Origin of the sequence: Shinella granuli (assembly GCF_004341885.1) — a bacterium.
Taxonomy (GTDB): Bacteria; Pseudomonadota; Alphaproteobacteria; order Rhizobiales; family Rhizobiaceae; genus Shinella; species Shinella granuli.
Genome location: NZ_SLVX01000003.1, coordinates 429,811 through 455,856, shown reverse-complemented (window position 1 = coordinate 455,856; position 26,046 = coordinate 429,811). Strand labels below are relative to the sequence as shown.

Sequence of the window (26,046 nt, the reverse complement as noted above, 5' to 3'; positions counted from 1 at the left end):
GCCGCACCGACCTCCTACCCGACCGATCCGGCAACAACCGCCTATCGCAAGGCCAGCCTCGAACTCTGGCCGCGCGTCGACGATCCGCTCGGGCTGGAGCCCGGCGCCGCTGCCTGATCCCTTTCATGACCCAGGAATTGACCCGATGACTGCCTCCGTCGACCCCAACCATTCCCTGCTCTTCGAAACGCTCTGGACGCCGCCAGCCGGCGAAGAGGCGCCCGTCTATACGATCCGCCTCACCAATCTCGGCGCCACGCCGCTTGCCGGCTTCGTGCTGTGCTTCAGCGGTCCGGCGCGGCTGCAGGCCGGCGCGGCGATCGAGAACGGCCGGCTGGTGCGCCGCTTTTCCAACCACAGCACCATCGCCCCGCCGGACGGCTTCGTGCTGGCGCCCGGCGCGGTCTGGGAGGCGAGCAGCCGCCAGCTTTCCTATCCGCTGCGCCACTGGAGCGACGGCGCGCGCAACGCCTATGTCGTCACCGCCGAGGGAACCATCCTGCCGGCGCGAGTGCTGCCCACCGTCTCCACCGTCGCGGAAAACGCGCCGCGCCGCGGCACCGCCCGCGCGCCGGTTCCGCTGAACGCGCCGCAGCCGCTGTCGATCGTCCCCTGGCCGAAAGAGGTCGCCGGCATTGCCGGCGGGCAGGTGCCGCACGGGCTCGCCCTTGCGAACGGCCCGGCCGCGGCCGCCGAAGCGGCCGATGCCTTCCGCGATATCACCACGCGGCTTTTCCCGGGTGAGGGGCTGGTGCGGGACATCCACCAGGGCGGCCTGCCGGTGCGTTTTGCCGAACGGGCGGGCGAGGTGGAGGCCTATCGCCTCGACTTTGCGGCCGATGGCGTGCTCGTCACGGCGGCTGCGCCTGCGGGTTTCCTCTACGGGCTGATCACGCTGGGCCAGATCTTCCGCGGCGCCCGGCGCCATCCCGCCACCTTCCTCTTTCCGGTGGCGGGCAGCATCGAGGATGCCCCGCGCATGGGCTTCCGCGGCTGCCATCTCGACGTGGCGCGCCAGTTCTATGCCAGCGCCGAGGTCAAGCAGTTCCTCGCGATTCTCGCCTGGAACAAGCTCAACCGTTTCCACTGGCACCTCACCGACGACGAGGCCTGGCGCATCGAGATCACCGCCTATCCGCAACTGACGGAAAAAGCCGCCTGGCGCGGCCATGACCTGCCCGTGCCGCCGCTCTTCGGCTCCGGGCCGTTCCCGACCGGCGGCTACTATACGCAGGACGAGGTGCGCGAGATCGTGGCGCATGCCGGTCGCTACGGCATCGCCGTCATCCCGGAAATCGACGTGCCCGGCCACAGCTTCGCCCTGCTGCAGGCGCTGCCGGAGCTGCGTGATCCGGACGAGACCGGCGAATATGCCTCCGTCCAGGGCATGCCGAACAATTGCCTCAACCCGGCCCAGCCGAAGGCCATCGCCTTCATGGAGACGGTGATGCGAGAGCTTGCCGGGCTCTTTCCCGCCGGCATCCTGCATGTCGGTGCGGACGAGGTGCCGCTCGGGGCCTGGTCCGGCTCGCCGCTGGCGCTTGCCATGCTCGCCGATCTTGCCGGCGCGGACGCGGCCAAGGCCCATGCGCGGCACAACAATGTCGAGACCAACCACGACGGCGCCGACGACATCGAAGGCGCGCCGACCGCGGTGCTGCAGGCGACCTTCCTGCGGCAGGTGCATGCGAGCGTCAAGGCGCTCGGCTGCGTCACCGGCGGCTGGCAGGAGGCAGCGCATGGCGGCGTGCTCGACAAGGCATCGTCCTATCTCATCGGCTGGCGCGACGTGCCGGTAAGCGCGCGTCTTGCGCAGGAGGGCTACGACATCGTCGTGGCGCCGGGGCAGGCCTATTATCTCGACATGGGCCAGTCCACCGACTGGAACGAGCCGGGCGCCGGCTGGGCGGGCTCCCCCTCCCCGCGCGACACCTATGATTTCGACCCCGTCGAGGGTTGGACGGGCGAGCAGCTGGCCCATTTCAAGGGCGTCCAGGCCTGCATCTGGAACGAATCCATGGCCGACCGCGCGATCTTCGATCGCCTCGTCTTCCCCCGCCTTTCGGCCATTGCCGAGACGGCCTGGACGCCCTGGGAGCAGAAGGACTGGGACCGCTTCATCGTCAACGCGGCGCTGATGCCCAACCTCTACGGCCACTGGGCCTGACGGAGAACGCAAACGATGCCCGATCTTCTCGTCAATCTCCATTCGCAAAAGTTCGCGGCGCTTGCGGCGCGTCCGCCGGTCGAGGGCGTCACGATCCGTCCGGCGCTGGCGCCGGAAATGGCGCTCGTGGTCGACTGGGTGCGCGAGAACTTTTCCGACAACTGGGCGAGCGAGGTGACCGTCGCCTTTTCGCGCCGGCCGGTCGCCTGCCTCGTTGCGGTGTCTGAAGGGCGGCTTCTCGGCTTTGCCTGCCACGACATCGTGGCGCGCGGCTTCTTCGGGCCGACGGGCGTGCATCCTGACGCGCGGGGCAGGGGCGTGGGCGTGGCGCTGCTTGCGGGCGCGCTCCTCGCACTCAAGGCCGACGGGTATGCCTATGCGGTGATCGGCGATGCCGGACCGGTGGATTTTTATGTGGGTGCGGTCGGCGCGATGCCGATCCCCGCGCAGGACAAGGGCGTCTACGAGGGCATGCTGCGCCGCCCGAAACCCGACAGTTCAAGAGAGGAGTGAACGATATGAAGTTCCAGACCCTGACGGCCGTTGCGGCCCTGATGCTGAGCGCCGCGCCCGCGGCTGCCCAGACCGTGCTGACCGTGAACATCGAGCCCGCGACGACGTGGGTGCGCAACTTCAACCCCTTCAACCAGACGTCCGCGCGCCAGAGCACGCTCGATTTCATCTATGAGCCGCTGGTCATCTTCAACCAGTTCGACAGCAACAAGCCGGTCTATCGCCTTGCCGAGAGCTTCACGCTCTCCGACGACCTGAAGAGCATCGATTTCAAGCTGCGTTCCGGCCTGAAATGGTCCGACGGCCAGCCGCTGACCGCCGAGGACGTGAAGTTCAGCTTCGATCTCGTGAAGAGATTCCCGGCGCTCGACTTCGTCAGCATCTGGACGCAGATCGACGGTGTCGAGGTGGCGGATGCCGAGACCGTGCGCTTCACCATGAAGGAGCCGACCTCGCTTGCCGCCGAAACGCTGGTGCAGATCCCTATCGTGCCGCAGCATGCCTGGAAGGACATCGCCGATCCCGTCACCTTCTCCAACGAGACGCCGGTCGGCAGCGGTCCGATGACGGAGATCGCCCGCTTCACCGGCCAGACCTACGACCAGTGCCGCAATCCGAACTACTGGGACGGCGAGCACCTGAAGGTCGACTGCATGCGCTTCCCGCAGCTTGCCGACAACAACCAGATCCTGACCGCGACGGTGGACGGCACGCTCGACTGGGGCGTCTCCTTCATCCCCGATATCGAGAAGGTCTATGTCGCCAAGAACCCGGAGCACTTCCACTACTGGTATTCGCCGAGCAGCATGGTGGCCTTCGTCTTCAACCAGGAAAGCGCCAATGCCGACAATCGCAAGGCCTTTTCCGACCTGAAGTTCCGCCAGGCTGTTTCCATGGCGCTCGACCGGCAGGGCATGGTCGATATCGCCGGCTACGGCTATCCGACGCTGAACGAGGACCCGGGCCTGATGGGCGAGCTCTACAAGGCCTGGGCCGATCCGTCCGTCACCACCGATTTCGGTAAGTTCGCGACCTATGACGAGGCGGCAGCCGCGGCGCTGCTCGACGAGGCCGGTTATGTCGACAAGGACGGCGACGGCATGCGCGACAACCCTGATGGCACGAAGATCGCCTTCTCGATCATCGTTCCGGCGAGCTGGACCGACTGGATCGACACCGTCAACATCGCCATCGACAACATGAAGGCGGTCGGCATCGATGCGAGGATCGAGACGCCGGAAGAGGCCGTCTGGAGCCAGAACCTCATCTCCGGCAAGTTCGACGCCGCCATCAACAGCCTGCCGGCCGCAGCTTCGCCGTACTATCCCTACAAGCGCGCCTTCACCGAGGCCGACAAGGGCAAGACGCGCTTCACCGCGCAGCGCTGGTTCAATGCGGATGTCGAAAAGCTGATCGGGGAGTTCACCCACACGGCCGATCTCGACAAGCAGAAGGATATCATGAACAGGGCCCAGCGCATCGTCGCGGAGAACCTGCCGCTGATGCCGGTGTTCAACAATCCGAACTGGTATCAGTACAATACGAGCCGCTTCACCGGCTGGTCGACGAAGGAGAACCCCTTTGCCAATCCGTCGATCACCAGGAACAATCGCGCACGTCTTCTGAACCTCCTGGCTCTCCAGCCGGTTCCGTGATCCGTCCACAGAGGAGGCGGGGACCGTGACAGGCCCCGCCGGTTCCAGACCATGCTCTTCCTGCTTCGCCGAATCCTGTTCTACCTCGCCGCCTTCATCGCGGCGGCGACGATCAACTTCTTCCTGCCGCGCCTGATGCCGGGCGATCCGGTGGCGCTGATGTTCTCCTCGGCGGGCTCGGAGCTGCCGCCGGAAAGCCTGGAGGCGCTTAAGCTCACCTTCGGCTTCGTCGACGGGCCGCTCTGGGAGCAGTACCTCACCTATCTCTCCAGCATCTTTACCGGCGACCTTGGGGTCTCGGTGAAATATTTCCCGCTGCCGGTGACGGACCTGCTCGGGCGGGCGCTTCTGTGGACCGTCGGTCTCGTCGGCACGGCGACGCTGATCTCCTTCGCGCTCGGCAGCTTCCTCGGCATGGTCGCCGCCTGGCGGCGGGGCAGCCGGCTCGACGTGGTGGTGTCGGTCTCCGCGATCTTCGCCACCTCGATTCCCGCGGTCGTCACCTCGCTCGTCGCGCTCTTCGTCTTCGGCTTCACGCTCGGCTGGTTCCCGACGGGCTATGCACATGACCCGGCGCTCGATCCGTCCTTCAGCCTGGCCTTTTTCGCCAGCGTCGCCCATCATGCCATCCTGCCGCTCGTCACGCTCTGCTTCGTCCTGACCGGCGGCTTCACCGTGACCATGCGCAACAACATGATCAACCTGCTCGGGCAGGACTATGTGGTGATGGCCCGCGCCAAGGGACTTTCCGACCGGCGCGTCATGGTCTGGTATGCGGCGCGCAATGCGCTGCTGCCGACGGTCTCCAGCCTTGCCATCGCACTCGGCACCGTGCTCGGCGGCTCGCTGGTGACGGAGGTGGTGTTCAACTATCCGGGCCTTGGCAACACGCTCTATCAGGCGATTCTCGCCCGCGACTATCCGGTCATCCAGGGCCAGCTCCTCGTCATGACCGCCGCCATGCTGGTGTCCAATTTCCTCGTCGATGTCAGCTATGTTCTGCTCGACCCGCGTCTGAAGGGGAGTGGCTGACATGGGCCAGCTCTTGATCGGCCTTCGCCGCAACCGCAAGGCGCTCGTCGGCCTTGCCATCGTGCTCCTCATCGTGCTGGTGGCGGTCGCCGCGCCGCTGCTCACGGAATACAATCCCGCCGGCCGCACCGGCCGGCCGCACCAGCCGCCCTCGGCCGAACATATCCTCGGCACGACCCGCCTCGGGCAGGATGTCTGGGCGCGGCTGATCTATGGCGCGCAGACCTCGCTCGCCGTGGGTTTTGCCGCCGGCCTGCTGATCACCGTCGTCGGCACGACGCTCGGCATCATCGCGGGCTATCGCGGCGGCAAGACGGACGAGGTGATCAGCTTCCTCACCAACATGGTGCTGGTCGTGCCGAACCTGCCGCTGCTGCTCGTCATCGCCTCCTTCGTCGGGCAGGCGGGGCCTATGGTGATCGCGCTCATCCTCGGCCTCACCTCCTGGGCCTGGGGGGCGCGCGTCACGCGGGCCGAGACGCTGTCCGTCAAGCAGCGGGATTTCGTGAAGGCCGCCGAGATGATGGGCGAGCCGCAATGGCGCATCATGGCATTCGAGATCTTCCCGAACGTCTTCTCCATCGTCGGCATCAATTTCATCGGCAGCGTCATCTTCGCCGTCATCACCGAGGCGACACTGGAGTTCCTTGGGCTCGGCGATCCCAACGTCATCTCCTGGGGCACCATGCTCTACAACGCGCAGAAGGCCTCGGCGCTCTCGGTCGGCGCCTGGTGGGACATCCTTGCGCCGTGCCTGGCGCTGGCGCTGCTCGGCATCGGTCTGTCGCTGCTCAACTTCGCGGTGGATGAGATTGCCAATCCGCGGCTGCGCACCGGCGGGCGCCTTGCCCGCTGGTCGAGCCTCATCAGATCCGGGGAGGGACGCCTGTGAGCGACGCCTTGCTTTCCGTCAGGAACCTCACGATCGACTATATCGGCGCGGAGACGGATTTTCGTGCGGTGGACGACGTCTCCTTCGACGTCGCGCCGGGGGAGGTCTTCGGGCTTGCCGGGGAATCGGGCTGCGGCAAGAGCACCATCGCCTTTGCCGTCAGCCGGCTGCATGGCCCGCCGGCGCTGATCCGCAAGGGCAGCGAGATCCGCCTTGCCGGCCGCGACGTGCTCGGCCTCGACAAACGGGCGCTCGCCGATTTCCGCTGGCGCGAGGTGGCGATGGTGTTCCAGAGCGCGATGAACTCGCTGAACCCGGTGCTGCGCATCGAGGAGCAGTTCTACGATGTGCTGCGCACCCATACCGGCTGCACGCGCAAGGAGGCGCGCGACCGCACCGCCGAGATGCTGACGCTCGTCGACATCAGGCCGGAGCGCATGCGCGACTATCCGCACCAGTTCTCCGGCGGCATGCGCCAGCGCATCGTCATCGCCATCTGCATGGCGCTCGATCCCAAGCTCGTCGTCATGGACGAGCCGACGACGGCGCTCGACGTGGTGGTGCAACGCGAAATCCTCCAACGGATCGACGAACTGCGCCGCCAGCGCGGCTTTTCCGTGCTGTTCATCACCCATGATCTCGGGCTGATGGTGCAGTTCTGCGACCGCATCGGCGTCATGCTGTCGGGCAGGATGGTGGAACAGGGACCGTCGGAGGCGATCTTCCGCACGCCGCGACACGATTATACGAAGAGGCTCTGGGCCTCGTTCCCCTCGCTCAAGGGAGGTGTGCTCGGATGAACGAACCGCTTCTGCGCTTTGACACTGTCAGCAAGACCTTCGGCAGCGAAACGGGCGGCGTGCGGGCCGCGCGCTCGGTCAATTTCGCACTCCACAGCGGGCGGGCGCTCGCCATCGTCGGGGAATCGGGCAGCGGCAAGACGACCTGCGCGCGCATGGCCATGCTGGAATACCTGCCGACGAGCGGCCGCGTGCTGTTCAAGGGCGAGCCGACGGCGGGCCGGCGCGGCCGCGACCTTGCCACCTACCGGCAGGCCGTGCAGATGATCTTCCAGGATCCGTTCGCCTCGCTCAACCCGGCGCACACCATCGCCTATCACCTGAAGCGGACGCTGCGCCTGCACCGCCCGGATATCCGATCTGCCGACCTCGACGCCGCGGTCTTCGAGCAGCTTGCCGGCGTCAAGCTCGATCCCGCCATCGTCGCCCCGAAATACCCCCACGAACTGTCCGGCGGCCAGCGCCAGCGCGTCAACATCGCCCGCGCGCTCGCGGCCCGCCCGCAGGTCCTCGTCGCGGACGAGCCGACCTCGATGCTGGACGTCTCGGTGCGCCTCGGCGTGCTGAACCTGCTCAACGAGATGAAGGCGGCGCGCAATCTCGGCCTCCTCTACATCACCCACGACATCGCCACCGCCCGCTACGTCGCGGAGGATATCGCGGTCATGTATAGCGGCCAGATCGTCGAATGGGGCGATTGCGGCGCGGTGATCGACAATCCGCAGCATCCCTATACGAAGCTGTTGCTGTCGGCCGTGCCCGATCCGGCGTGCCGCTTCTCCGATGCCGCCTCGCGGATCGACCCCGGCGCGGTGGAGGCCGTCCGCCGCATCGCGGCGAAGGACCAGAGCGAGGTCGTCACGGCAGGCGAAAACCACTTCGTCCTCGCCGTCTGAAAAGAGCCTTCAGCCGTGCCGCGTTGGGCTCGGCGGTGCGGTGCGTGGCTGCCCGCTCTGCTTCAGGCATTGAGTTCTGATTGCAAAGGAAAGACCCGGGAGCGCCTCGTATCGCTCGACCGGGTCCCTGCGCGACCGGCGCGGCTTGGGCATCGCATCCGCTCGCGCAGTGTCTCCCGTCAGCGAGCCGGCGGGAGAATGCTATTGCGCTCGCGACAACGGGCAAGCGCCTCGTGCAGGATGCGTCGGGCACGATAGGCGTTCAGGGGAACGGGCAGGTTGTTTCGGTGGATCCAGTCCAGTCGCCTGTCGATGTCCTTGATGGCACGGGCAAGACGCTGGGCGGGTGTCGGGTCGTTGGTCAGACGATGAACGGTCTGCATGGGCATGAAATGGCACCTCGAATCGGCTCCATCATGGAGCGGGCTCACGTTTACCCAGCCATTCGCGTGGTCCCACCTACTCTTGATTGTATGCGCCGATCGACTCCGCAAAGGGTAAGCAATTGGTTATCAGATGTGCCGAAATGCGTCACCGGTCGATGGGCTTAGCCATGCTGCGCCAGCGGCAATGCCTCCGTCCTGGGCTCGGCAGGGCAATCGATATGAGTTGAAGACCCCTCCCCACCAGGGGGAGGGGCTTAACCTGCGGCACTCTCATAGGGAGAATTGGCGGGAAAAGCAGGCTGCCAGCCCTCTCCCCCTTGTAGGCAGATGCCGACAGGCAGAGACGGACTTCATAGCCGGGATCTGGAAGGTGTAGCGCCTTCGGCGCGCCGTCTTGACGGTCGGGGTGCCGGGTTCAAGCGGTGCCCGGCCTGTCGCCCAATCGGTGGCCGCTTTGCGGGTCGAAGAGATGCAGGCGCGTGGCGTCCGGCAGGATGTGGACGGTCTCGCCCGGCCGAATGGGCAGGCGGTCGCGGCCGAGATAGGTGAGTTTCTGCCCGGCCATGTCAAGCAGCAGCAGGGTTTCAGAACCGGTCTGCTCGACGACCACGACGGTCGCGGCCGTGCCCGCGGGATCGAGCGTCAGATGCTCCGGGCGGATGCCGAGCACGGCCCGGGCGGTGTCGGCGGTCGGTCCCGTCGCGACCGACAGGCCGCAGCCGGAAATGAACCGTCCCTTCTCGATGTGCCCCTCGATGAAATTCATCGCCGGCGAGCCGATGAAACCGGCGACGAACATGTTGGCGGGATGGTCGTAGAGATCGAGCGGCGAGCCCACCTGCTCGACCACGCCGGCCCGCATGACGACGATCTTGTCCGCCATGGTCATCGCCTCGACCTGGTCATGGGTGACATAGACCGTCGTCGTGCCGAGGCGCTGGTGCAGCGCCTTGATTTCCGCGCGCATCTGCACGCGCAGCTTGGCGTCGAGGTTGGACAGCGGCTCGTCGAACAGGAAGACGCGTGGGTTCCGCACGATGGCGCGGCCCATCGCCACACGCTGGCGCTGCCCGCCCGAGAGCTGGCGCGGCAGGCGGTCGAGCAGGGTGGAGAGGTCGAGGATCTCGGCGGCGGCCGCAACGCGCCTGTCGATCTCGTCCTTCGGCTTGCCGGCGAGCTTCAGCGAGAAGCCCATGTTCTTGGCGACGGTCATGTGCGGATAGAGCGCATAGTTCTGGAAGACCATGGCGACGTCGCGCTGTTTCGGCGGGATATCGTTGACGACGCGCGCGCCGATACGGATCTCGCCGCCGGAAATGCCCTCCAGCCCAGCGATCATGCGCAAGAGGGTGGACTTGCCGCAGCCGGACGGCCCGACCAGTGCGACGAACTCGCCGTCTCTGACCTCGACGTCGACGCCGCGCAGCACTTCCACGGCGCCATAGGATTTGCGGGCGTCCCGGATCTGGACTTCAGCCATGGTCTTCTCCCGAAACGGCATCGAAGGCCAAACGTGAAAAGGCTTCGGGCGGCGCGCCGTTCGCCTGCATCAGCCGGGCCATCAGTTCTGCAAGGCGCCGCTCCTCACCGGGATCGGCGAGCGGCTTTTCCTGCCCGGGATCGCTTTCAAGATCGTAGAGGCGCGTTTCGGATTCGAGCAGCGCGCCGGGGCCGTAGTTGTTGTACATCGGCGAACGCTCGATCACCGGCACCTTGAGGAGAGTCGCGCCCTTGGTGAAATCAAGCGGCGGCGAGAGTTCGACGGAGGCAAGCTCGGCCGGCGTGAACGGCGAGAAGATATGCGTCGGCATCAGCGTGTACTGATAGAGTTCCTGCTGCGACAGGTCCTCCGGGAAGCGATGATAGGTGTATCGGCCATCGGCAACGTTCACAGCCCCGCCGAAATAGCCGAACAGGGCGCCCTGGCGCGGCGCTGTGCCGTCGGCCATGGCGCAAAGCGAAAAGCCTTCGTTCTCGGCCGGTGGTGTGGCGCCGAAGAGGTCGAGGAAGGTCGCCGCAAGGTCGATCGACTGGGTGAGCGCCCCGGAGCGGCTTCCCGCGCGTTCCGCATGGCGCGGGTCGTGCAGGAAGAGCGGGATATGCGCCACTTCCTCGTAGAGGTTCATGCGGTTCTTGGCCCAGAAGTCGTGTTCGCCGAGCAGGAAGCCATGATCGGTGGTGACGACGAGGGCGGTGTCCTTCCACAGCTCGTGGCGGTCGAAATAGTCCAGCAATTCGCCGAGCAGGTGGTCGCACATCGCCACCACCGCATAGTAGTTGGCGCGCAGCTCCTCGCATTCCTCCGGCAGCTCGTCGACGCGGCCATAGCGCGGCCAGTCGCGGATCGGGCCTTGCCAGCCGGTATCGAACTGCGCCTTGAAACGCTCGGGCGCCGTGAAGGGTTCGTGCGGATCGAAGGTCTCGATCTGCAGCATCCAGTTGTCGGCGTCGCGGTTGCGGTCGAGGAAGTCGAAGCCCTCGGCAAAGCAGCGCACGGAGGGGAAGTCCTTCTCTTCCTTGATGAACTCGCGGTTGATGATGTTCTGGCCGAAATAGGAGCGGCGCTGGTCGCTGAACTGGCGGGCGTGGTATTTCTCGCGCAGGCGCTCCCAGTGCGGCTGCACCATCGCCTTCCAGCGGTCGCCCTCCTGGCCGCGCACGAATTCATAGGAATCGTAGCGGTTGTGATAGGTCGCCCCGCCGTCCTCCCAATAGTGGAAATGGTCGGTCACCAGATGGCTGTAGGTGCCGCGCTCCCGGTGCAGGATTTCCGGGAAGGCATTGTCGAAGGGCTCCAGCGGCCCCCAGCTGCGGTGCAGGAAGGTGAGGCGGCCGGTCAGCATGTCGCGCCTTGCCGGCATGCAGGGCAGGCTGCCGACATAGTGCTTGTCGAAGGTCACGCTGCGGGCGGCGAGCCGGTCGAAATTCGGCGTCGGGATGCGTGTTCCGCCATAGGGCCCGAGCAGGTGCCGGTTGAGGGAATCGAACAGGACAAAAACCGCCTTCATGCTATTTCACTGCTCCTTGCGTGAGCCCCTTGACGATGTAGCGCTGCGCGACGAGCAGCACGAGGATGGCCGGGACCATGGCCAGCGCGGCGCTGGCGGCCATCTGGGTGTACTGGATCTCGAAATCCTGGGCGAACTTGGCGATGGCGACAGGCACGGTGGCCGTCTGCTTCATCGTCAGTGTCAGGGCGACGGCGAATTCGTTCCAGGAGAAGATGAAGGTGAGGATCGAGGTCGCGGCAAGGCCCGGCGTGATCAGCGGCAGGATGACATGCCACAGGATATGCGGCGTATCCGCCCCGTCCATGATCGCCGCCTCCTCCAGCTCCTTCGGCACGTCGCGCACGAAGACAGCCATCAGCCAGATCGCCATCGGCAGGTTGAGCGTCGCATGGGCGAGGATCAGACCGGTGAAGGTGTTTTCCAGCCCCACCGCCCGCGCCATGGTGAACCAGGCGCTCGCCAGTGCCACCGGCGGGATCATGTGGAAGATCATCGTCCAGGCGAGGAAGAGATGCACGGTCCAGGCGGGCCAGCGCATCCGGTTGAGCGAAAAGGCGGCAAGCGTGGCGACGACGACGCACAGGAGGGTGCTGGCGATGCCGACGATGATCGAGTTGCGGTAGTTGAGAAGGAAGTCGGAGGTCTTCGACCAGAGCACCTCGGCGAAGTTGCTGCCGATCGGCGTGAAGAGCACATCACCCATCAGAAGCGAGATCTGCGTGCGGAAGCCGGCCGCGACGGTCCAGATGATCGGCACGAGGACGAGCGCGGCGCCGATCGCCAATGTGATATGGACCGGAAGGGCGGAATGGGTGCGCCGGCTCATGAGGTGGCTCCCGTGCGGCGGCGCGCCGAAAGGGCGACGACGAGAAGCAGCGAGACGAGGAAGATGACGGTGACCGACATGGCCGAGCCGTAGCCCGCCTTGTCCTCGGTGAAGAAGCGCTGGTAGAGCGTGAAGCTGATCACCTCGGTCGAGGTGCCGGGGCCGCCGCTGGTGAGGAGATAGACCTCGTCGAAGACCTTGAAGGCGAGCACGAGGCGGAAGGCGAAGGTGACGACGATCGTCGGGATCATCAGCGGCAGCGTGACGTAGATCAGCTCCTGCCAGGCGCCCGCGCCGTCCATCCTGGCGGCCTCGAAGACATCCTGCGGCAGGGATTCGAGCCCCGCCAGGAACAGCAGGAAGCAGAACGGCGTCCAGTGCCAGATGTCGACGACGATGACCGAGAAGAGGGCTGTTTCGGGACTGCCCAGCCAGTCATGCGGCAGGATTCCGACGAGGCCGAGGGCCTTGTTGACGAGGCCGAAGTCGAAATTGAGCATGAGCTTCCAGATGGCGCCGATGACGATGCCCGGGATGAGGATGGGCAGGATGAAGATCGCCCGGTAGAGCACGCGGCCACGTACGATCTTGGTGCAGAGCAGCGCCATGGCGAAGCCGAGGACCATCTGGCCGGCGACGGCGCCGAAGGCGAAGATCAGCGTGTTGGAGATGCCGGCGCCGAAAAGGCTGTCGGAGAACAGCGCCTGGTAATGGGTGAGGCCCACCCAAGTGCGCACCTGCTGCCCGTCCGCCCAGGTGATGTTCTGGAAGCTGGTGAGGAACAGGTTTGCGATGGGCAGGACGCTGAGGGCGAGCATCATGGCGAGGGCCGGCGAGAAGGTCAGCCAGCGCCAGAGACGCTGGCCGCGGTCTTCGAAGACCTGTGTCGGCCGCCGCGGGGACGATTGGATCTGGGCTTGCGCGGCGGCCATGGTCCGGTCCTTACTTCAGCGGATCGAGCTTGCCGGTCTTGTAGGCATGGCCGGCCATGATCTTCTCGATCTCGTCGGACATGCCGTTCAGCGCGTCGACGGTCGTGATCTCGCCGGCGACGGCCCGGTTGAGCCCGAGCTCCAGCACCGAGATGACCTCGCTCGCCTCGGGGAACTGGTAGATGTTCACCGCATGCGGCAGGGCTTCGGCGAGTGGCTTCATCCAGCGATAGCGGCGCTCGTCGGCGATCGGCTCCTTGTAGACTGCCGCATGGACGGGGATGCCGCCGGCCTTGGCCGTTTCGAGCTGTGCGGCCTTCGTCTGGAACCAGCGCAGGAACTCCACGGCGGCGCGCTTGCGGTCGTCGGGCACGTTCTTGGAAATGCCGGCCAGCCAGTGGCCGAGGCCGGGCGAGGTGGGGAAGCCTTCGACGGAGGGCGTCGGTGCCCATTCGACCTTGTCGACGATGGCGGACTTGTTGGGATCGTCCATCTGCGACCAGGCAGCGATGACCATCATGATATGCGCCGTATGGCCGGTCACCATGGCCTGGATGACCTCGGCCTGGTCGGAGGCCGCCGTCTTGGGATGGCCGGCTTCCTTGGCGAGGCGCACATAGTAGTCGAGCGCTTCGCGGCCCTGGTCGGAATTCAGCGTGACGGAGTAGTCGCCCGTCGACTGGTCCTTGAAGATGCCGCCGCCGAAACCGTAGAGATAGGGGTAGAAGTCGTATGCGACGGTGTGCGGTCCGCGCGCGCCGCGCTGCACGATGCCGTACATGCCCGGCGGGTTGTGGAACTTCTTGGCGTTGGCTTCCAGTTCGGCGAAGGTCTTCGGTGCCGAAAGGCCGGCCTCCTCGTAGAGGTCGCCACGATAGTAGAGCATCGGAATCAGCGGTGAGACCGGCATCGACATCAGTTTGCCGGCCTTGGTCATCGTCTTGTCGGCGGCGTCATAGTAGATCGTGTCGCCGAGCGTGTAGACCTCCGGATCGAGCTGGAAGCCGGGGTCGATGTCGGTGATGGCCTCGACGAAGCCGCCGGCATACATCTCGGCGAACCAGCCGGAGTTCATGATCAGGATGTCGTACTGGCCCGCGCTCGCTCGTACGGAGTTGCGTTGCTTTTCGAGCGAACCCGCGAAGGGGTTGACGTCGAGCTCGACCTTGTTGCCGGTTTCGGCCTCGTAGACTTCCACCGTCTTGCGGAAGCTTTCGAACCAGGGCGACTGGTTGATCACGATGGTGATCGGCGCGACGCTGGCGGCGTAAAGCGGCCGGAATGCGCCGGGAACGAGACTGGCGGCGGCCGCCATGCCAACGCCCTTGAGGACGTTGCGTCTTGGAATGCGGGTCGTAGAGGTCATCGATGAGTCTCCCATTGCCTCATGAATGTTCAGTGCTTGCTTTCGGCATCGCGGAAAACGGGGCTTCCCCGGTTTCCTATTCGCAGAAGATCGGGCTCGCCCAGTTCCACTGGCCATTGGCCTGGCGCATGCGGGCATAGATCCAGTCGCCCTTGCGCAGCGGCTCGATGGCGAGCCCGCCGCGCCACTGCCATTGATGCGGGCGCGGCAGTGGGTGCAGGCGGAAGGCGGGGCTGTCGATCGGGCCGAGATTGCCCGAAAGCGCGCCTTCGAGCAGGCGCTCGGCGCTCGCCTCAAAGCTTTGGCCGTCGAGCACCAAGCGGACCCTCGCATCCGGCGTGATGCGGATGCGAGCCGCGATGGCCTGCATGGCGGCGGTGGTGTTGTTGGGGTTGGCGATCGAGCGGATCGTGAAGTCGATGCGGTTGCCGGAAAGGCGAATGTCGTTTTCGTCCTTCGCGTCGCCGCCACCCTCCAGCGGCGAGACCACTTCGGAACCGCGCAGGCGCGGCTCGACGGAGAGGATGTCGCCGCCGGAAAGCTCCAGCGAGCCTTGCCAGTCGTGGAATTTTCCGCGTGCGCCCCAGCCGAGTTCCAGCACGAGCAGGGTTTCCATGCTGCCGTCGGCGGTGTCGATCGGGCTTTGTTGCAGGTCCGGTGTCACCCGGCCGACGACGTCGCCGTTGCGGATGAGGTCGATATAGTCGATAGCGCCGCCCGCGACCGCTTCAAGCTCCAGCATGTCATGTCCGCCGGCGGCCACGCTGCCGCCCTGCATGGCGTCGCCGATCGCGAAGAAGAGATGGCTTGCATCACCGGTCAGCGCATTGGTGCGGCGCCGGTGGACGGCGTCCCACAGGGCCGTGCGGGAGTTTTCCGGTGCATAGACGGCCGAGCGGCCGTGGCCGTAGGAGCCGGGATAGCCGCTGTGATGGTCGGTATTGCCGAGGAAGCCGAAGCGGATGCCGCGGTTGAGGCCATGGCGGGCGGTGGACTGGCCGTCGCTCGGGCCCATGGAATGCAGGAACGGCCGGTCCATGACCGACGTCTCGGAGCAACCGTGCATGGAGATGATCTCCATGACAGGCGAAAGGTCTTCCACGACCGTATCCCAGTTCACCCCGCGCGCGCCGAGGCGGTAGCCGATATGGTGCGGGAATGCGAAGACGCCGTCGCCATAGGCGGCGCGCAGCCGGGCGTGCAGTTCTGCCGGCGTATCGGCCTTGATCACCTCTTGGCGGGCGATGTCGCGATAGACGATCGTATAGTCGCCATGGGCGAAGGAATGGATTTCGTAGCCCGGGAAGACGGTGAAGACGCCCGGCTCGTCCGCCGCCGCCAGCGTATCGAAATGGGTGCCCCACAGCTTTTCGAGCCTGGCGAAGCCCTTGACGTGGAAATCGACGATATGGGCGACGCGCGGATCGTCGACCGGCATGTCGGGCCAGTAGGCATGCCCGGTGACGGAGACGAAATCCAGTTGTCGGCGCGCCCGGCGCAGCGCCTGTTCGAGGCTGCCATGGCCGTAGGAAATGTCGCAGTGATTGTGGATGTCGCCGTAATAGGGCCGGACGCCGAAGCGCGAGGCAAGCGGCTGGAGCCGCTCCGGCAGACGCTCACCCAACATACTGCACCCTCCCCATTGCGAATGGCCAGGACGCGCCATGCTCCGGGCAAACTCGACTGATACAATATGTATTGTACCGTAGCAGATGCATCCCTCGATGCAAGCCTGTTTTTTGGGTGAGGGCGTGCGCCGTCGCCCGGCCGGCGCCTGTGTTTCAGCGGGGCGGCGTGCCGGTGCTGTCGCGGAACTCGGCGAGGCAGTCGAGATAGACGATCTGCGGCGCCTCGCGCGGCGCCGCGATGCGCTTGTGGATGACCTCGATCAGGCTCCTGGCAGCGGCCAGATACGAGCTGCCGGCCATGCTCATGAAGCCGAAATGCTCGGTCGGAACGTCGTGGTGGCCGAGCACGACGAGGCTGAGGTCCTGCGGGCAGGAGATACCCATTTCGGTGAGGCATTGCCGGATGCCGAGGGAATCGGAAATGCCGAGCGTCGCCATCGCCGTGAAGGGAAGCCGGCCGTGCCGGTCGACCAATGCGCCGAGCGCCGTCTTCAGGGCGTCGCCGACCCGTTGGGTGGGATGCAGCACCCCGCCGAGCGCGATGCTTTCGGTGTGTTCCCAGCCGGCCTTGTGGCGGCGGCCGAGCCGGTCGAAGGCGCGCCGCACGGACAGGATGGGCTGGGCCATGGAATCCAGCGAAACCAGCGCGATGGAGCGGTGTCCCAACTCCGAAAGATGCTCCAGCGCGAGATCCAGCGCCTCCTCCCAGTCGGTGCCGACCCGGTCGATATCGACGCCCGCCACGGAATTCCCGTCGACGACGAGGGCGCGCGTCTTGCCCTGGAGGAGATGGAGCAGCCGGATCGGGATGTTCTCGTAGTGGGATTGCAGGATCGCGGCGTCGAAATCCGGAACCGACGTCAGGATGTCCAGCAGGTGACCGGTATTGTGGTAGGAGATCTGCACCACCTTGCTGCCCGTGCGCGATAGGTGCCCGACGATGTGGTTCTGCACCAGCACGCAGCGCTCGTTGAGGCTGGCATTCGACAGGATCAGCAGGCTGTCGAGGTGCCTGGCGGCGTCGGCGCCGTCCTGCGCGGCCGCCTCGCCATCCTTGACGACATAGGTTCCGCGGCCGACCTGCGAGGTGAGGAGTCCTTCCTCGCGCAGGCGCGTCAGCGCCTCCTGCACGGTCGCCTGGCTGACCTGGTGGCTGCGCATCAGCTCGCGCACCGTCGGCAGCCGTGCGCCGTCGTCCAGCCGGGCAATCTGGTCCCGCAGGGATGCAAGGACCGCATGTGAAGAGGCTGCGCGCAAAGGTCTGCCCCGATCGTCGATTCGTGTCTGCTTCTTGTTGCTTCCAACCGGATACATTTTGAATCCCGCCCCGGCAATCCCGCCTCTTCGGCTGATGATGCGGGGAGGTGGGCCTCCTGTTCACGCCTGATTGTATTATAGCGGATACAAATTGCACTTTACAATTTGATTTTCACGTATACGCTTGATCCCGGAATGGCAAAAGCCATCCGTCGCAGCGATCGGAAGGGGAGTCCGTCGTGTCGCAGAGCCCTGTCATGGAACGACGCAGCCCGGATACCGGCGTGGGAGGCCGCGGGCCTGCCGAAGCGGCCTTCATCCGCATCGATGGCGCGCGCAAGGTGTTCACGCAGCGCAGCGGCGGCGCCGTGCCGGTGCTCGACAATGTCGATCTCGCCATCGCCGAGAACGAATTCGTCTCGTTCATCGGCCGCAGTGGTTGCGGCAAGACGACCCTCCTCAACATGATCGCCGGGCTGGAGGACGTCTCGGCCGGCCGCATCGCCATTGCCGGCAAGGTCGTCACCGGGCCGGGGCAGGGGCAGGGCGTCGTCTTCCAGCAGCATGCGCTGTTTCCCTGGCTGACGGCGGTGGACAATGTCGCCTTCGGCTTCCGCAAGTCGGGCCTTGCCAAGGCCGAGCGCTGCCGGCGCGCCCTGGAGCTCCTGTCGCTCGTCGGCCTCGACGCGGCGGCAGGGCGCTATCCGCGCGAAATGTCCGGCGGCATGCAGCAGCGCGTCTCCATTGCCCGCGCGCTGGCGCTCGATCCGCAGATCCTCCTGATGGACGAACCCTTCGGCGCGCTCGACGAACTGACGCGCATCGAATTGCAGCAGGAGCTGCTGCGCATCTGGGAGGCGCGGCGCAAGACCATCGTCTTCGTCACCCATTCGATCAGCGAGGCCCTGACGCTGTCGGACCGGATCGTACTGCTGGCGTCCAATCCGGGGCGCATCAAGCGTATCTTCCCGGTCGACCTGCCGCGCCCGCGCCTGCGCACCGATCCGGGTTTCAATGCGCTCTACCAGGCCATCTGGAACGAGCTTTCGACATGACGCGCAAACTTGTCCAGGCCCTTCCGCCGCTCGCCGCCTTCACGGTTCTTCTCCTTCTCTGGGAGGCGGGGGTGCGCTACGGCTTCCTCAAGCCCTACCAGTTCCCGCCGGTCAGCCGCATCGCGCGGGGATTCGTCGAACTGTCGACGACGGGCTTTCCGACGGGCGTGTCGATCTGGTCGCATGCGCTGACCACCATTCTGCGGGTGCTTCAGGGCTACGGCGCGGCGCTCGCGCTGGCGATCCCGCTCGGCCTCGTCATCGGTGCCCTGCCTGTCGTGGACAAGCTGACGGCGCCGCTCATCGTCTTCTGCCGCTCGGTCGCCACGCTGAGCCTCCTGCCGCTCGTCATCGTCTGGTTCGGCGCGGGCGAGCTGACCAAGGTCTTCCTCATCGGCTACGGCTGCTTCTGGGTCATGCTGTCCAATGTGATCGCCGGCGTGCGCTATGTCGATCCGACGCTCGTCAGGGCCGCGCGCACCTTCGGCCTGAAGGGGCTGGAGCTCTATCGCAGCGTCGTGCTGCCGGCTGCCCTGCCGCGCATCTTCGCCGGCGCGCGCATGGCGCTCGGCGTCGGCTTCATGGTCATCGTCGGCGCCGAGATGATCGGGACGATCCAAGGGCTCGGCGCGCTCATCATGGAGGCCCGCACCTTCTATCGCAGCGAGATCACCATCATCGGCATGTTGGTCATCGGCCTCATCGGCTTTGCCATCTCCGCCGGCCTGATGGCGCTGGAACGCGCCATGCTGCCCTGGGCGGGCGATCTCGACCGGGTGCGCCGATGAAGCCGCTTTCCCGCCTTTCCGCCGCCAGCGACCTGACCCTCGGCCTCATCGGCGCGTTCCTCGCCGTCGCCGCCTGGGAAATCAGCGCCCGCACTGGGCTGGTCGACCCGGCGATCTTTCCGAGCCCGTCGCTTGCCATCCGCGCGGCGGCCGAGCGCCTGACGGCCGAGACCGTCGCCGACAACCTGTTCTGGAGCCTGCTGCGCGTCTTTTCCGGCTTCCTGCTGGGTGCGCTGGCCGGGGCGGCGGTCGGCATCGCGGCGGGCTGGTATCGCGGCTTCGGCGCCCTCGCGCGGCCGCTGATCGAGCTCCTGCGGCCGATCCCGCCGCTCGCCTGGATCCCGCTTGCGATCATCTGGTTCGGCCTCGGCGAGCCGTCGAAATTCTTCATCATCTTCCTCGGCGCCTTCTTTCCCGTCGTCACGGCGGCCTATCAGGGCATGCGCAGCATCGATCCGATGCTGTTGAAGGCAGCGCAGACCTTCGGCCTCAGCGGCGTACCGCTGCTCCTGCGCGTCGCCGTGCCGGCCGCCGCGCCCGATCTTGCGACGGGCGTGCGCATCGGCTGGGGGCTGAGCTTCGGGGTGCTGGTCGCCGCCGAGCTGATCGCCGCCGACCGGGGGCTTGGCTACATGATCATCAACGAGCGCAACACCGGCGGTTCCGTCGGCGTCATCGTCGTCGGCATCCTGCTCATCGGCGCGCTCAACCTCATCACCGACGCGGCGATCGGCGCCGCGATCAAACGCTGGATCGGGCGCTGGCACGGCGCCTGACGTATAACGAGAGGGAGAACCACATGCGCATCGTCTTGAAATCCCTGATATCCGCCGCCATGGCCGGCATGCTCCTGGCGGCTGGCCCGTCCGCCGCCGCGGACGTGGAAACCGACACGCTGTCCATCAGCATCGGTCCGGGCCTGCCGTTCCTCGTCCATATCGTCGCCAAGGAGAAGGGCTGGTTCGACGAGGCCGGCTTCAAGAACGTCGAGTTCAAGACCTTCGCCTCCGGCAATCTCGCCGGCGAGGCGCTGCTTGCCGACGAGATCCAGCTCTGGACGCCCGGCAACCTGCCGCCGGTCTCGATGGCGCATAACGGCGTGCCCGTGGTGGTCCTCGGCACCAATGCCGTCAGCCACGGGCTGGAGAAGATCGTGGTGCGCCAGGATGCCGGCGTCGAGAACCCGGAAGACCTCACCAAGGTGAAGCTCGGCCTTCTGGTCTCCTCCACGTCAGGCGCCCTGCTTGCCAATGTCGCCAAGCACTACGGCCTCGACGAGACGAAGCTCCAGACGGTGAACCTTGCGCCGCCGGAGGCGATGGCCGCCATGGCCAACAACGAGATCCAGGGCATCGTCTTCTGGGAGCCCTTCCCCTATCGCGCGGTGCAGGAGCAGGGTGCGAAGATCGTGCATACGGGCACGAAGAGCTTCTTCGCCAAGAACAGCGGCGAGGACGTCGCCGTTTCCAACAACCGCACCGTCTGGGTCGCCTCGCAGGACTGGGTGCGCGCCCATCCCGTCGCGACGGAAGCGCTGGTGAAGGTGCTCGCCAAGGCGCAGGCCTATGTGGCCGACCCCGCCAACAAGGACGAGGTCCTGAAGATCTTCTCCGATTTCCAGAAGCAGCCGGTGGAGATGAACGCCGCGCTCCTCGGCGACTACACCTTCACGCCGGATGTCGATCCGTCCTATGTCGAGGACATGGCGGCGATCGTCGATTACCTGAAGGCGACGAACCGCATTCCGGGCGAGGCGAAGGACGTGCTCACCTATACCTATACCGCCCCGCTGAAGGCGGTGAATGCCGCGGCCGTGTCGGTCGAGGGTCAGTGGACGCCCTGAAGAAACCGGGCGCCTGCCATGGGCCGGCGCCCCCCTGCCACCCAAGCGGATTGATCACCATGTCCCGTTCGGCTGCCGATCGGATCGCCGTCGCCGTCATCGGCGCGGGCTTCATCGCCGATTATCACATCAACGGCCTTCGCGCCGCCGGCGGAGCGGATGTCGCCGCGCTCGTCGGCCGGCGGGCGGAGGCGACGCAGGCGAGGGCCGAAGCGCTCGGCATCGGCCGGGCCGAGACCGACTATCGCCGCGTGCTCGACGACAGCGCCATCGACGCCGTGGTGATCGCGACGCCCGACGACACGCATGAGCGCATCGCCATCGATGCGCTGGAGGCCGGCAAGTCCGTGCTGCTGCAAAAGCCCATGGCGCTCGACAGCGTCCAGTGCCGCGCCATCCTCGCCGCGGACGAACGGGCGGGGCGGAGCCTCACCGTCAGCTTCATGCACCGCCATTTCCCGGAGGTGCGCTGGCTGCGCAGCCAGATCGCGGCCGGCGCGCTGGGCGCGATCCATTCGGTGCGCCTTCGCAACGCCACGCCCGGAGCGGACTGGAACGACTGGTTCTTCAAGCCCGGCAACGTTTCGGGCGGCGTCGTCATGCAGCTCGGCGTGCACGGCATCGATCTCGTCCAGCATCTCCTCGGCCCGATTGAAACCGTTGCCGCCGACATGACGACGGCGAGGCCGGAGCGCCGGCTTGCCGATGGCCGCATCGTGCGCACGGAGCTGGAGGACAATGTGCTCGCCACCTACCGGCTGGCCGGCGGCGCGCGGGTGAGCCACGAGATGAGCTATACCGAGCTTGCCGGATGCGACCGCTTTCGCCTGGAACTTTATGCCGAACGCGGCACGGTCTGGCTGCGCACCGAGCGCGGCGCGGCGGCCATGCACGCGCCGTCCGTCACCGACGCGGCGGGTTGGGTGGCGCCCGACCTGCCGGAAGAGCCGCTCGGCGCGGCCCATCACCGCCACTGGCTGTCCATCGTGCGGGGTGAAGCACCAGCGGACGACACGGCCGCCGCCGGGCTGCGCTCGGTCGAGGTGGCGGAAACGCTCTATGCAGCAGCACGGGCCGGCACGCGGATGCCGGTATGCGGGGAAGGGGAGAAGGCCGGATGCGCCTGAAGATCGCGATACTCGGCGTTGCGCACTACCACGCCAATTTCTGGGCCTGCGCCTTTCTGGAACGGCCCGAGGTACAGGTCGTCGGCGTCTGGGATGCGTCCGAAACGGCGGCCGCGGAGTTTGCCGCCCGCCATGGCCTCGATGTGGCGCAGGACCTTCCCGGCCTCATCCGCCAGAGCCATGCGGTCGCCATCTGCTCGGCGACGAGCGACCACCTGGCACTGGTGGAGGCGGCGGCCGCCGCCGGCCGGCCGGTGCTCTGCGAAAAGCCGCTCGGCATCGACCGCGCCCAGTGCGATGCCATCGCCGACGTGGTGGCACGCAAAGGCATCCGCTTCATGCAGAGTTTCCCGAAGCGTTTCGACCCGGCCAACCACGAGATCGCGCGCCTCCTCAAGGAGAAGGCGCTCGGCCGGGTGACGCTGTGTCGCGTGCGGCATGGCCACAGCCACGGCCTGGCGGAGGCCTTTCGCTCCGCCTGGTTCGTCGATCCGGCGCGCTCGGGCGGCGGCACGCTGCTCGACGAGGGCGTGCATGCCGCCGATTTCCTGCGCTGGATGTTCGGCGAGCCGGAAACCGCCTATGCCACGCTTTCCTCCACGCTCGGCCTGCCGGTGGAGGACACGGCGGTCGCCACCTTCCGCTATGCGGACGGCATGATCGCCGAGGTGACGACGAGCTGGTGTTTTGCCGGCGCGGATACCTCGATCGAAATCTACGGGACGGAGGGCTCGATCCTGCTTTCCGGCGTGGACATCGCCTCACGCCCGACGCGCGAGGCGGATTTCCTGCGCGTCTTCCGGCGCGGCGAGGCGGAGGGATGGTCCGCCCTGCCGGTCGTGCCATCGTTCAAGACGGGCGTGTTCCACGAACATGTCGCCTGGGCCTTCGTCGATGCGCTGAAGAACGGCGGCCCGATGCCGGTCACGATAGAGGACGGCCGCAGAGCCTTCGCGATGATCGATGCCGCCTATCGGGCGGCCGCCAGCGGTTCGGCGCAGCCGATTGCGCGATAGGCGGATCTCCATGCTTGCACTTGCCTGCGACATCGGCGGGACCAACACCCGCCTCGGCCTTGTCCGCGACGGCATCCTGTTGCCCGGGAGCGCGGGCAGCTATGCCAATGACCACTTCGAGGATTTCTATGCCGTCGCCGCGACGTACCTGCGCGGACGCGGGGAGAATCGCGTCGACAGCGTCTGTATTGCGCTTGCGGCCGTGGCGACGGCTGAGGGGGCCACGCTGACGAACCGGGACTGGACCATCAGGCGTGATCGCGTGGCGGAGACCTGCGGTGCCGACCGGGTCGATTTCATCAACGATTTCGAGGCGCTCGGTTATGCGATGGGGCAGGTGGAGAAGCTCGAGACGCAGTGCCTGACACCGGGCAGGGCGCCCCGCCAGCCGGGGCCGCGTCTGGTGCTCGGCGCGGGTACGGGCTTCAATGCCTCGGCGTGGTGTCCCTCCCGCTTCGGCGGGGCACCGCATGTCGTGGCGGCGGAATGCGGTCATATGACGCTGCCGCTGGCCGGCGCGGCGGAGTTCTCGCTGCAGGGCGCGCTTTCGGCCGGGCGCGGGCGGGCGTCGGTGGAACGCGCCCTGTCGGGCCGCGGCCTCTTTGAGATCTATCAATGGCAATGTGCTGAGGCCGGCCGTGCGCCCTGCGTTGCGACGGCTGCGGAGGTGTCGCGCCTTGCGGTCGCCCGGGCGGACAGGGATTGCGAACAGGCCGGGCATACGTTCATGCGCCTGCTCGGGCGGGTCTGCGGCGATCTTGCGCTCGCCTATCTGCCCTTTTCCGGCGTCTATCTCTCCGGTGGCGTCTCGCGTGCCTTTGCCGGACCGCTGGTGCAGGACCCGACGTTCCTCGATGCGTTCCGGGCGAAAGGCCGCCAGACGGACTTCATGGAGCGCTTCCCTGTTCACCTGCTCCTCGACGACCGGACGGCGCTCCAGGGCTGTGCGGAGTGGTTGCGCCTTTCCTCGGGCTAATGCCGTCTGGCGACGGTTCTTCCGTTAGCAAAGTCTTTCATATTGCTTGGCAATTGCCGGTTTTGCCGTGGCTGCGGCACTGCTGCCAACCGATTTACCCTGTATGGCCCCGAAGGGGGATTGTCTTTGCCGTCGATATCGTGATTGAATTTTAAAAATGGCATCGGGTGCACGCGCGTGCATGGAGTGCCGAGGGAAAATCGTGTGAAACGGGGAACTGGAATGAACAGGGAAAACATCACCGTACGCGTTCGTCCGCTGCTGGCCGGCGTGGCCTTTTCGTTGTTGCTTGCTTCGGGCGGCATGGCGCCGGCCTTTGCCGAGACGCCGGCCGACACGCTGGTGCAGGCCTGGGCGATCGACGACACGATCACGCTCGACCCGGCCGAATCCTTCGAGCTGAGCCCCGCCGAATTCCTCGGCAACGGCTATGACATGCTGGTGCGTCTCGATATCGACGACACGACCAAGGTCAAGGGCGGCATCGCCGAGAGCTGGGAGGTGTCCGAGGACGGCCTGACCTATACGTTCAAGCTGAAGCCGGGCATCAAGTTCGCCTCCGGCAATCCGGTCACCGCCGAGGACGTCGCCTGGTCCTTCGAGCGCGTCGTCAAGCTCGACAAGAGCCCGGCCTTCATCCTCACCCAGTTCGGCCTTAACGGCGACAATGTCACCGAAAAGGCCAAGGCCGTGGACGAGGGCACGTTCGTCTTCACCGTCGACAAGGCCTATGCGCCGAGCTTCGTGCTCAACTGCCTCACCGCCACGGTGGGCGCCGTGCTCGACAAGAAGCTCGTCATGGAGCACGCCGAAGCCAGGACGCCGAGCGACGACTACAAGTACGACACGGATTTCGGCTATGCATGGTTGAAGACCAACTATGCCGGCTCCGGTCCGTTCAAGATCCGCGACTGGCGCGCCAACGAAATCCTCGTGATGGAGCGCAACGACAACTATTATGGCGAGAAGCCGGCGCTCACCCGCGTCATCTACCGCCATGTCAAGGAAAGCGCGACCCAGCGCCTGATGCTCGAGGCCGGCGACATCGACGTCGCGCGCAATCTCGAGCCGGGTGATCTCGAGGCGGTTTCCAAGAATGCCGACCTTGCCACCACCAGCGCGCCGAAGGGTACGGTCTATTACATCAGCCTCAACCAGAAGAACGAGAACCTTTCCAAGCCGGAAGTGCGCGAGGCGTTCAAGTATCTCGTCGACTACGATGCGATCGGCGCCACGCTGATCAAGGGCATCGGCGAGATCCGCCAGACCTACCAGGCCAAGGGCGTGCTCGGCGCGCTCGATGCGAGCCCCTACACGTTCGACGTCGCCAAGGCGAAGGAGCTTCTCGAAAAGGCGGGCCTGAAGGACGGCTTCTCCGTCACCTTCGACGTGCGCAACACGCAGCCCGTGACCGGGATTGCCGAATCCTTCCAGCAGACCGCCGGCCAGGCCGGCGTCAAGGTCGAGATCATTCCCGGTGATGGTAAGCAGACGCTGACCAAATACCGCGCCCGCAACCACGACATGTATATCGGCCAGTGGGGCATGGACTACTGGGATCCGAACTCGAACGCGGAAGCCTTCACATCGAACCCCGACAATGGCGACGAGGCCTCGGTCAAGACCCTGGCCTGGCGCAACGCCTGGGACATCCCAGAGCTGACGGAAGAGGTGAAAGCGGCGCTTCTGGAGCGTGACAACGACAAGCGCGCCGAGATGTACGAGAAGCTGCAGCAGCAGGCGCTGGACACGAGCCCCTTTGTCATGATCTTCCAGCAGACCGAAGTGGCCGGCATGCGCGGCAACGTCAAGAACTACAAGCTCGGGCCGAACTTCGATACGAACTTCCTCGCGCCCGTGACCAAGGACTAAGTCTGAAG

At 66.0% G+C, this 26,046-nt stretch carries 23 protein-coding genes; 15 read left to right on the top strand and 8 right to left on the bottom strand.

The features are described from left to right. Positions 1 to 145: 145 nt before the first annotated feature. Genes EV665_RS08295 through EV665_RS08265 form a run of 7 tightly spaced genes read left to right on the top strand, consistent with a single transcriptional unit; the run spans position 146 to position 7,955 of the window. Positions 146 to 2,167 carry a beta-N-acetylhexosaminidase gene (locus tag EV665_RS08295; RefSeq protein ID WP_133033730.1) on the top strand — a complete coding sequence of 674 codons (2,022 nt, stop codon included), beginning with the start codon at positions 146 to 148 and terminating at the stop codon, positions 2,165 to 2,167. 15 nt (positions 2,168 to 2,182) lie between these two features. Further along, positions 2,183 to 2,680, top strand: a complete 498-nt coding sequence (locus tag EV665_RS08290; protein WP_064331425.1) for a GNAT family N-acetyltransferase — start codon at positions 2,183 to 2,185, stop codon at positions 2,678 to 2,680. 5 nt (positions 2,681 to 2,685) lie between these two features. Next, positions 2,686 to 4,335 carry an ABC transporter substrate-binding protein gene (locus EV665_RS08285; RefSeq protein WP_133033729.1) on the top strand — a complete coding sequence of 550 codons (1,650 nt, stop codon included), beginning with the start codon at positions 2,686 to 2,688 and terminating at the stop codon, positions 4,333 to 4,335. A 51-nt stretch (positions 4,336 to 4,386) separates the two neighbouring features. Further along, complete coding sequence (locus EV665_RS08280) at positions 4,387 to 5,367, top strand: ABC transporter permease (RefSeq protein WP_133033728.1); 981 nt, start codon at positions 4,387 to 4,389, stop codon at positions 5,365 to 5,367. A 1-nt stretch (position 5,368) separates the two neighbouring features. Beyond that, the gene (locus tag EV665_RS08275; RefSeq protein WP_380684732.1) at positions 5,369 to 6,259 is read left to right on the top strand and encodes an ABC transporter permease; all 891 of its coding nucleotides are present in this window, start codon (positions 5,369 to 5,371) and stop codon (positions 6,257 to 6,259) included. After that, a complete protein-coding gene (locus EV665_RS08270) occupies positions 6,256 to 7,059 on the top strand; it encodes an ABC transporter ATP-binding protein (RefSeq protein WP_133033727.1) in 804 nt (267 codons plus the stop codon). Before EV665_RS08275 ends, EV665_RS08270 begins: the two co-directional genes overlap by 4 nt. Continuing rightward, complete coding sequence (locus tag EV665_RS08265) at positions 7,056 to 7,955, top strand: ABC transporter ATP-binding protein (protein ID WP_133033726.1); 900 nt, start codon at positions 7,056 to 7,058, stop codon at positions 7,953 to 7,955. The genes EV665_RS08270 and EV665_RS08265 overlap by 4 nt, the downstream gene beginning before the upstream one ends. Positions 7,956 to 8,134: 179 nt before the next feature. On the opposite strand, the gene EV665_RS08260 is transcribed toward EV665_RS08265, so the two are convergent. From EV665_RS08260 to EV665_RS08225, 8 genes are all read right to left on the bottom strand, one after another. After that, positions 8,135 to 8,344, bottom strand: a complete 210-nt coding sequence (locus tag EV665_RS08260) for a hypothetical protein (protein WP_133033725.1) — start codon at positions 8,342 to 8,344, stop codon at positions 8,135 to 8,137. Positions 8,345 to 8,756: 412 nt separating this feature from the next. Beyond that, positions 8,757 to 9,821, bottom strand: a complete 1,065-nt coding sequence (locus EV665_RS08255) for an ABC transporter ATP-binding protein (RefSeq protein ID WP_133033724.1) — start codon at positions 9,819 to 9,821, stop codon at positions 8,757 to 8,759. Further along, a complete protein-coding gene (locus EV665_RS08250; protein ID WP_133033723.1) occupies positions 9,814 to 11,349 on the bottom strand; it encodes a sulfatase in 1,536 nt (511 codons plus the stop codon). The genes EV665_RS08255 and EV665_RS08250 overlap by 8 nt, the downstream gene beginning before the upstream one ends. Position 11,350: 1 nt before the next feature. Further along, the gene (locus EV665_RS08245; RefSeq protein ID WP_133033722.1) at positions 11,351 to 12,178 is read right to left on the bottom strand and encodes a carbohydrate ABC transporter permease; all 828 of its coding nucleotides are present in this window, start codon (positions 12,176 to 12,178) and stop codon (positions 11,351 to 11,353) included. Beyond that, positions 12,175 to 13,110 (bottom strand): carbohydrate ABC transporter permease, encoded by a 936-nt coding sequence (locus EV665_RS08240; RefSeq protein WP_133033721.1) that lies wholly within the window; start codon positions 13,108 to 13,110, stop codon positions 12,175 to 12,177. Before EV665_RS08240 ends, EV665_RS08245 begins: the two co-directional genes overlap by 4 nt. A gap of 10 nt (positions 13,111 to 13,120) precedes the next feature. Beyond that, positions 13,121 to 14,476, bottom strand: coding sequence for an extracellular solute-binding protein (locus EV665_RS08235; protein WP_162853008.1), 1,356 nt, complete (start codon positions 14,474 to 14,476; stop codon positions 13,121 to 13,123). 76 nt (positions 14,477 to 14,552) lie between these two features. Beyond that, the gene (locus EV665_RS08230) at positions 14,553 to 16,103 is read right to left on the bottom strand and encodes a CehA/McbA family metallohydrolase domain-containing protein (protein WP_245507661.1); all 1,551 of its coding nucleotides are present in this window, start codon (positions 16,101 to 16,103) and stop codon (positions 14,553 to 14,555) included. A gap of 154 nt (positions 16,104 to 16,257) precedes the next feature. After that, positions 16,258 to 17,361, bottom strand: a complete 1,104-nt coding sequence (locus tag EV665_RS08225) for a GntR family transcriptional regulator (RefSeq protein WP_162853007.1) — start codon at positions 17,359 to 17,361, stop codon at positions 16,258 to 16,260. A 257-nt stretch (positions 17,362 to 17,618) separates the two neighbouring features. On the opposite strand from EV665_RS08225, the gene EV665_RS08220 reads away from it, so the two are divergent. From EV665_RS08220 to EV665_RS08185, 8 genes are all read left to right on the top strand, one after another. Next, entirely contained in the window at positions 17,619 to 18,416 is a 798-nt protein-coding gene (locus EV665_RS08220) for an ABC transporter ATP-binding protein (protein WP_133033718.1), read from the top strand. Beyond that, on the top strand, positions 18,413 to 19,204 hold the full coding sequence (locus tag EV665_RS08215; protein WP_133033717.1) for an ABC transporter permease: 792 nt from the start codon (positions 18,413 to 18,415) through the stop codon (positions 19,202 to 19,204). Before EV665_RS08220 ends, EV665_RS08215 begins: the two co-directional genes overlap by 4 nt. Further along, positions 19,201 to 19,980 (top strand): ABC transporter permease, encoded by a 780-nt coding sequence (locus EV665_RS08210; RefSeq protein ID WP_133033716.1) that lies wholly within the window; start codon positions 19,201 to 19,203, stop codon positions 19,978 to 19,980. Before EV665_RS08215 ends, EV665_RS08210 begins: the two co-directional genes overlap by 4 nt. Before the next feature lie 23 nt (positions 19,981 to 20,003). Continuing rightward, the gene (locus tag EV665_RS08205; RefSeq protein WP_133033715.1) at positions 20,004 to 21,047 is read left to right on the top strand and encodes an ABC transporter substrate-binding protein; all 1,044 of its coding nucleotides are present in this window, start codon (positions 20,004 to 20,006) and stop codon (positions 21,045 to 21,047) included. A gap of 59 nt (positions 21,048 to 21,106) precedes the next feature. Beyond that, positions 21,107 to 22,174 carry a Gfo/Idh/MocA family protein gene (locus EV665_RS08200; protein WP_133033714.1) on the top strand — a complete coding sequence of 356 codons (1,068 nt, stop codon included), beginning with the start codon at positions 21,107 to 21,109 and terminating at the stop codon, positions 22,172 to 22,174. Next, on the top strand, positions 22,165 to 23,190 hold the full coding sequence (locus tag EV665_RS08195) for a Gfo/Idh/MocA family protein (protein ID WP_162853006.1): 1,026 nt from the start codon (positions 22,165 to 22,167) through the stop codon (positions 23,188 to 23,190). The genes EV665_RS08200 and EV665_RS08195 overlap by 10 nt, the downstream gene beginning before the upstream one ends. Positions 23,191 to 23,200: 10 nt before the next feature. Further along, on the top strand, positions 23,201 to 24,166 hold the full coding sequence (locus tag EV665_RS08190; protein WP_162853005.1) for a glucokinase: 966 nt from the start codon (positions 23,201 to 23,203) through the stop codon (positions 24,164 to 24,166). Between the two features lie 222 nt (positions 24,167 to 24,388). Then, positions 24,389 to 26,038 (top strand): ABC transporter substrate-binding protein, encoded by a 1,650-nt coding sequence (locus tag EV665_RS08185; protein WP_133033711.1) that lies wholly within the window; start codon positions 24,389 to 24,391, stop codon positions 26,036 to 26,038. Positions 26,039 to 26,046 lie beyond the last annotated feature (8 nt).

Excerpts from the sequence above, each read along its gene's own strand:
- EV665_RS08240 (WP_133033721.1), bottom strand. The coding sequence starts at position 13,110 with ATGGCCGCCGCGCAAGCCCAGATCCAATCGTCCCCGCGGCGGCCGACA.
- EV665_RS08255 (WP_133033724.1), bottom strand. The coding sequence starts at position 9,821 with ATGGCTGAAGTCCAGATCCGGGACGCCCGCAAATCCTATGGCGCCGTG.
- EV665_RS08185 (WP_133033711.1), top strand. The coding sequence starts at position 24,389 with ATGAACAGGGAAAACATCACCGTACGCGTTCGTCCGCTGCTGGCCGGC.
- EV665_RS08280 (WP_133033728.1), top strand. The coding sequence starts at position 4,387 with ATGCTCTTCCTGCTTCGCCGAATCCTGTTCTACCTCGCCGCCTTCATC.
- EV665_RS08205 (WP_133033715.1), top strand. The coding sequence starts at position 20,004 with ATGCGCATCGTCTTGAAATCCCTGATATCCGCCGCCATGGCCGGCATG.
- EV665_RS08260 (WP_133033725.1), bottom strand. The coding sequence starts at position 8,344 with ATGCCCATGCAGACCGTTCATCGTCTGACCAACGACCCGACACCCGCC.
- EV665_RS08295 (WP_133033730.1), top strand. The coding sequence starts at position 146 with ATGACTGCCTCCGTCGACCCCAACCATTCCCTGCTCTTCGAAACGCTC.
- EV665_RS08235 (WP_162853008.1), bottom strand. The coding sequence starts at position 14,476 with ATGACCTCTACGACCCGCATTCCAAGACGCAACGTCCTCAAGGGCGTT.
- EV665_RS08245 (WP_133033722.1), bottom strand. The coding sequence starts at position 12,178 with ATGAGCCGGCGCACCCATTCCGCCCTTCCGGTCCATATCACATTGGCG.
- EV665_RS08230 (WP_245507661.1), bottom strand. The coding sequence starts at position 16,103 with ATGTTGGGTGAGCGTCTGCCGGAGCGGCTCCAGCCGCTTGCCTCGCGC.
- EV665_RS08275 (WP_380684732.1), top strand. The coding sequence starts at position 5,369 with ATGGGCCAGCTCTTGATCGGCCTTCGCCGCAACCGCAAGGCGCTCGTC.
- EV665_RS08265 (WP_133033726.1), top strand. The coding sequence starts at position 7,056 with ATGAACGAACCGCTTCTGCGCTTTGACACTGTCAGCAAGACCTTCGGC.
- EV665_RS08285 (WP_133033729.1), top strand. The coding sequence starts at position 2,686 with ATGAAGTTCCAGACCCTGACGGCCGTTGCGGCCCTGATGCTGAGCGCC.
- EV665_RS08220 (WP_133033718.1), top strand. The coding sequence starts at position 17,619 with ATGGAACGACGCAGCCCGGATACCGGCGTGGGAGGCCGCGGGCCTGCC.
- EV665_RS08290 (WP_064331425.1), top strand. The coding sequence starts at position 2,183 with ATGCCCGATCTTCTCGTCAATCTCCATTCGCAAAAGTTCGCGGCGCTT.
- EV665_RS08190 (WP_162853005.1), top strand. The coding sequence starts at position 23,201 with ATGCTTGCACTTGCCTGCGACATCGGCGGGACCAACACCCGCCTCGGC.
- EV665_RS08195 (WP_162853006.1), top strand. The coding sequence starts at position 22,165 with ATGCGCCTGAAGATCGCGATACTCGGCGTTGCGCACTACCACGCCAAT.
- EV665_RS08210 (WP_133033716.1), top strand. The coding sequence starts at position 19,201 with ATGAAGCCGCTTTCCCGCCTTTCCGCCGCCAGCGACCTGACCCTCGGC.
- EV665_RS08250 (WP_133033723.1), bottom strand. The coding sequence starts at position 11,349 with ATGAAGGCGGTTTTTGTCCTGTTCGATTCCCTCAACCGGCACCTGCTC.
- EV665_RS08215 (WP_133033717.1), top strand. The coding sequence starts at position 18,413 with ATGACGCGCAAACTTGTCCAGGCCCTTCCGCCGCTCGCCGCCTTCACG.
- EV665_RS08200 (WP_133033714.1), top strand. The coding sequence starts at position 21,107 with ATGTCCCGTTCGGCTGCCGATCGGATCGCCGTCGCCGTCATCGGCGCG.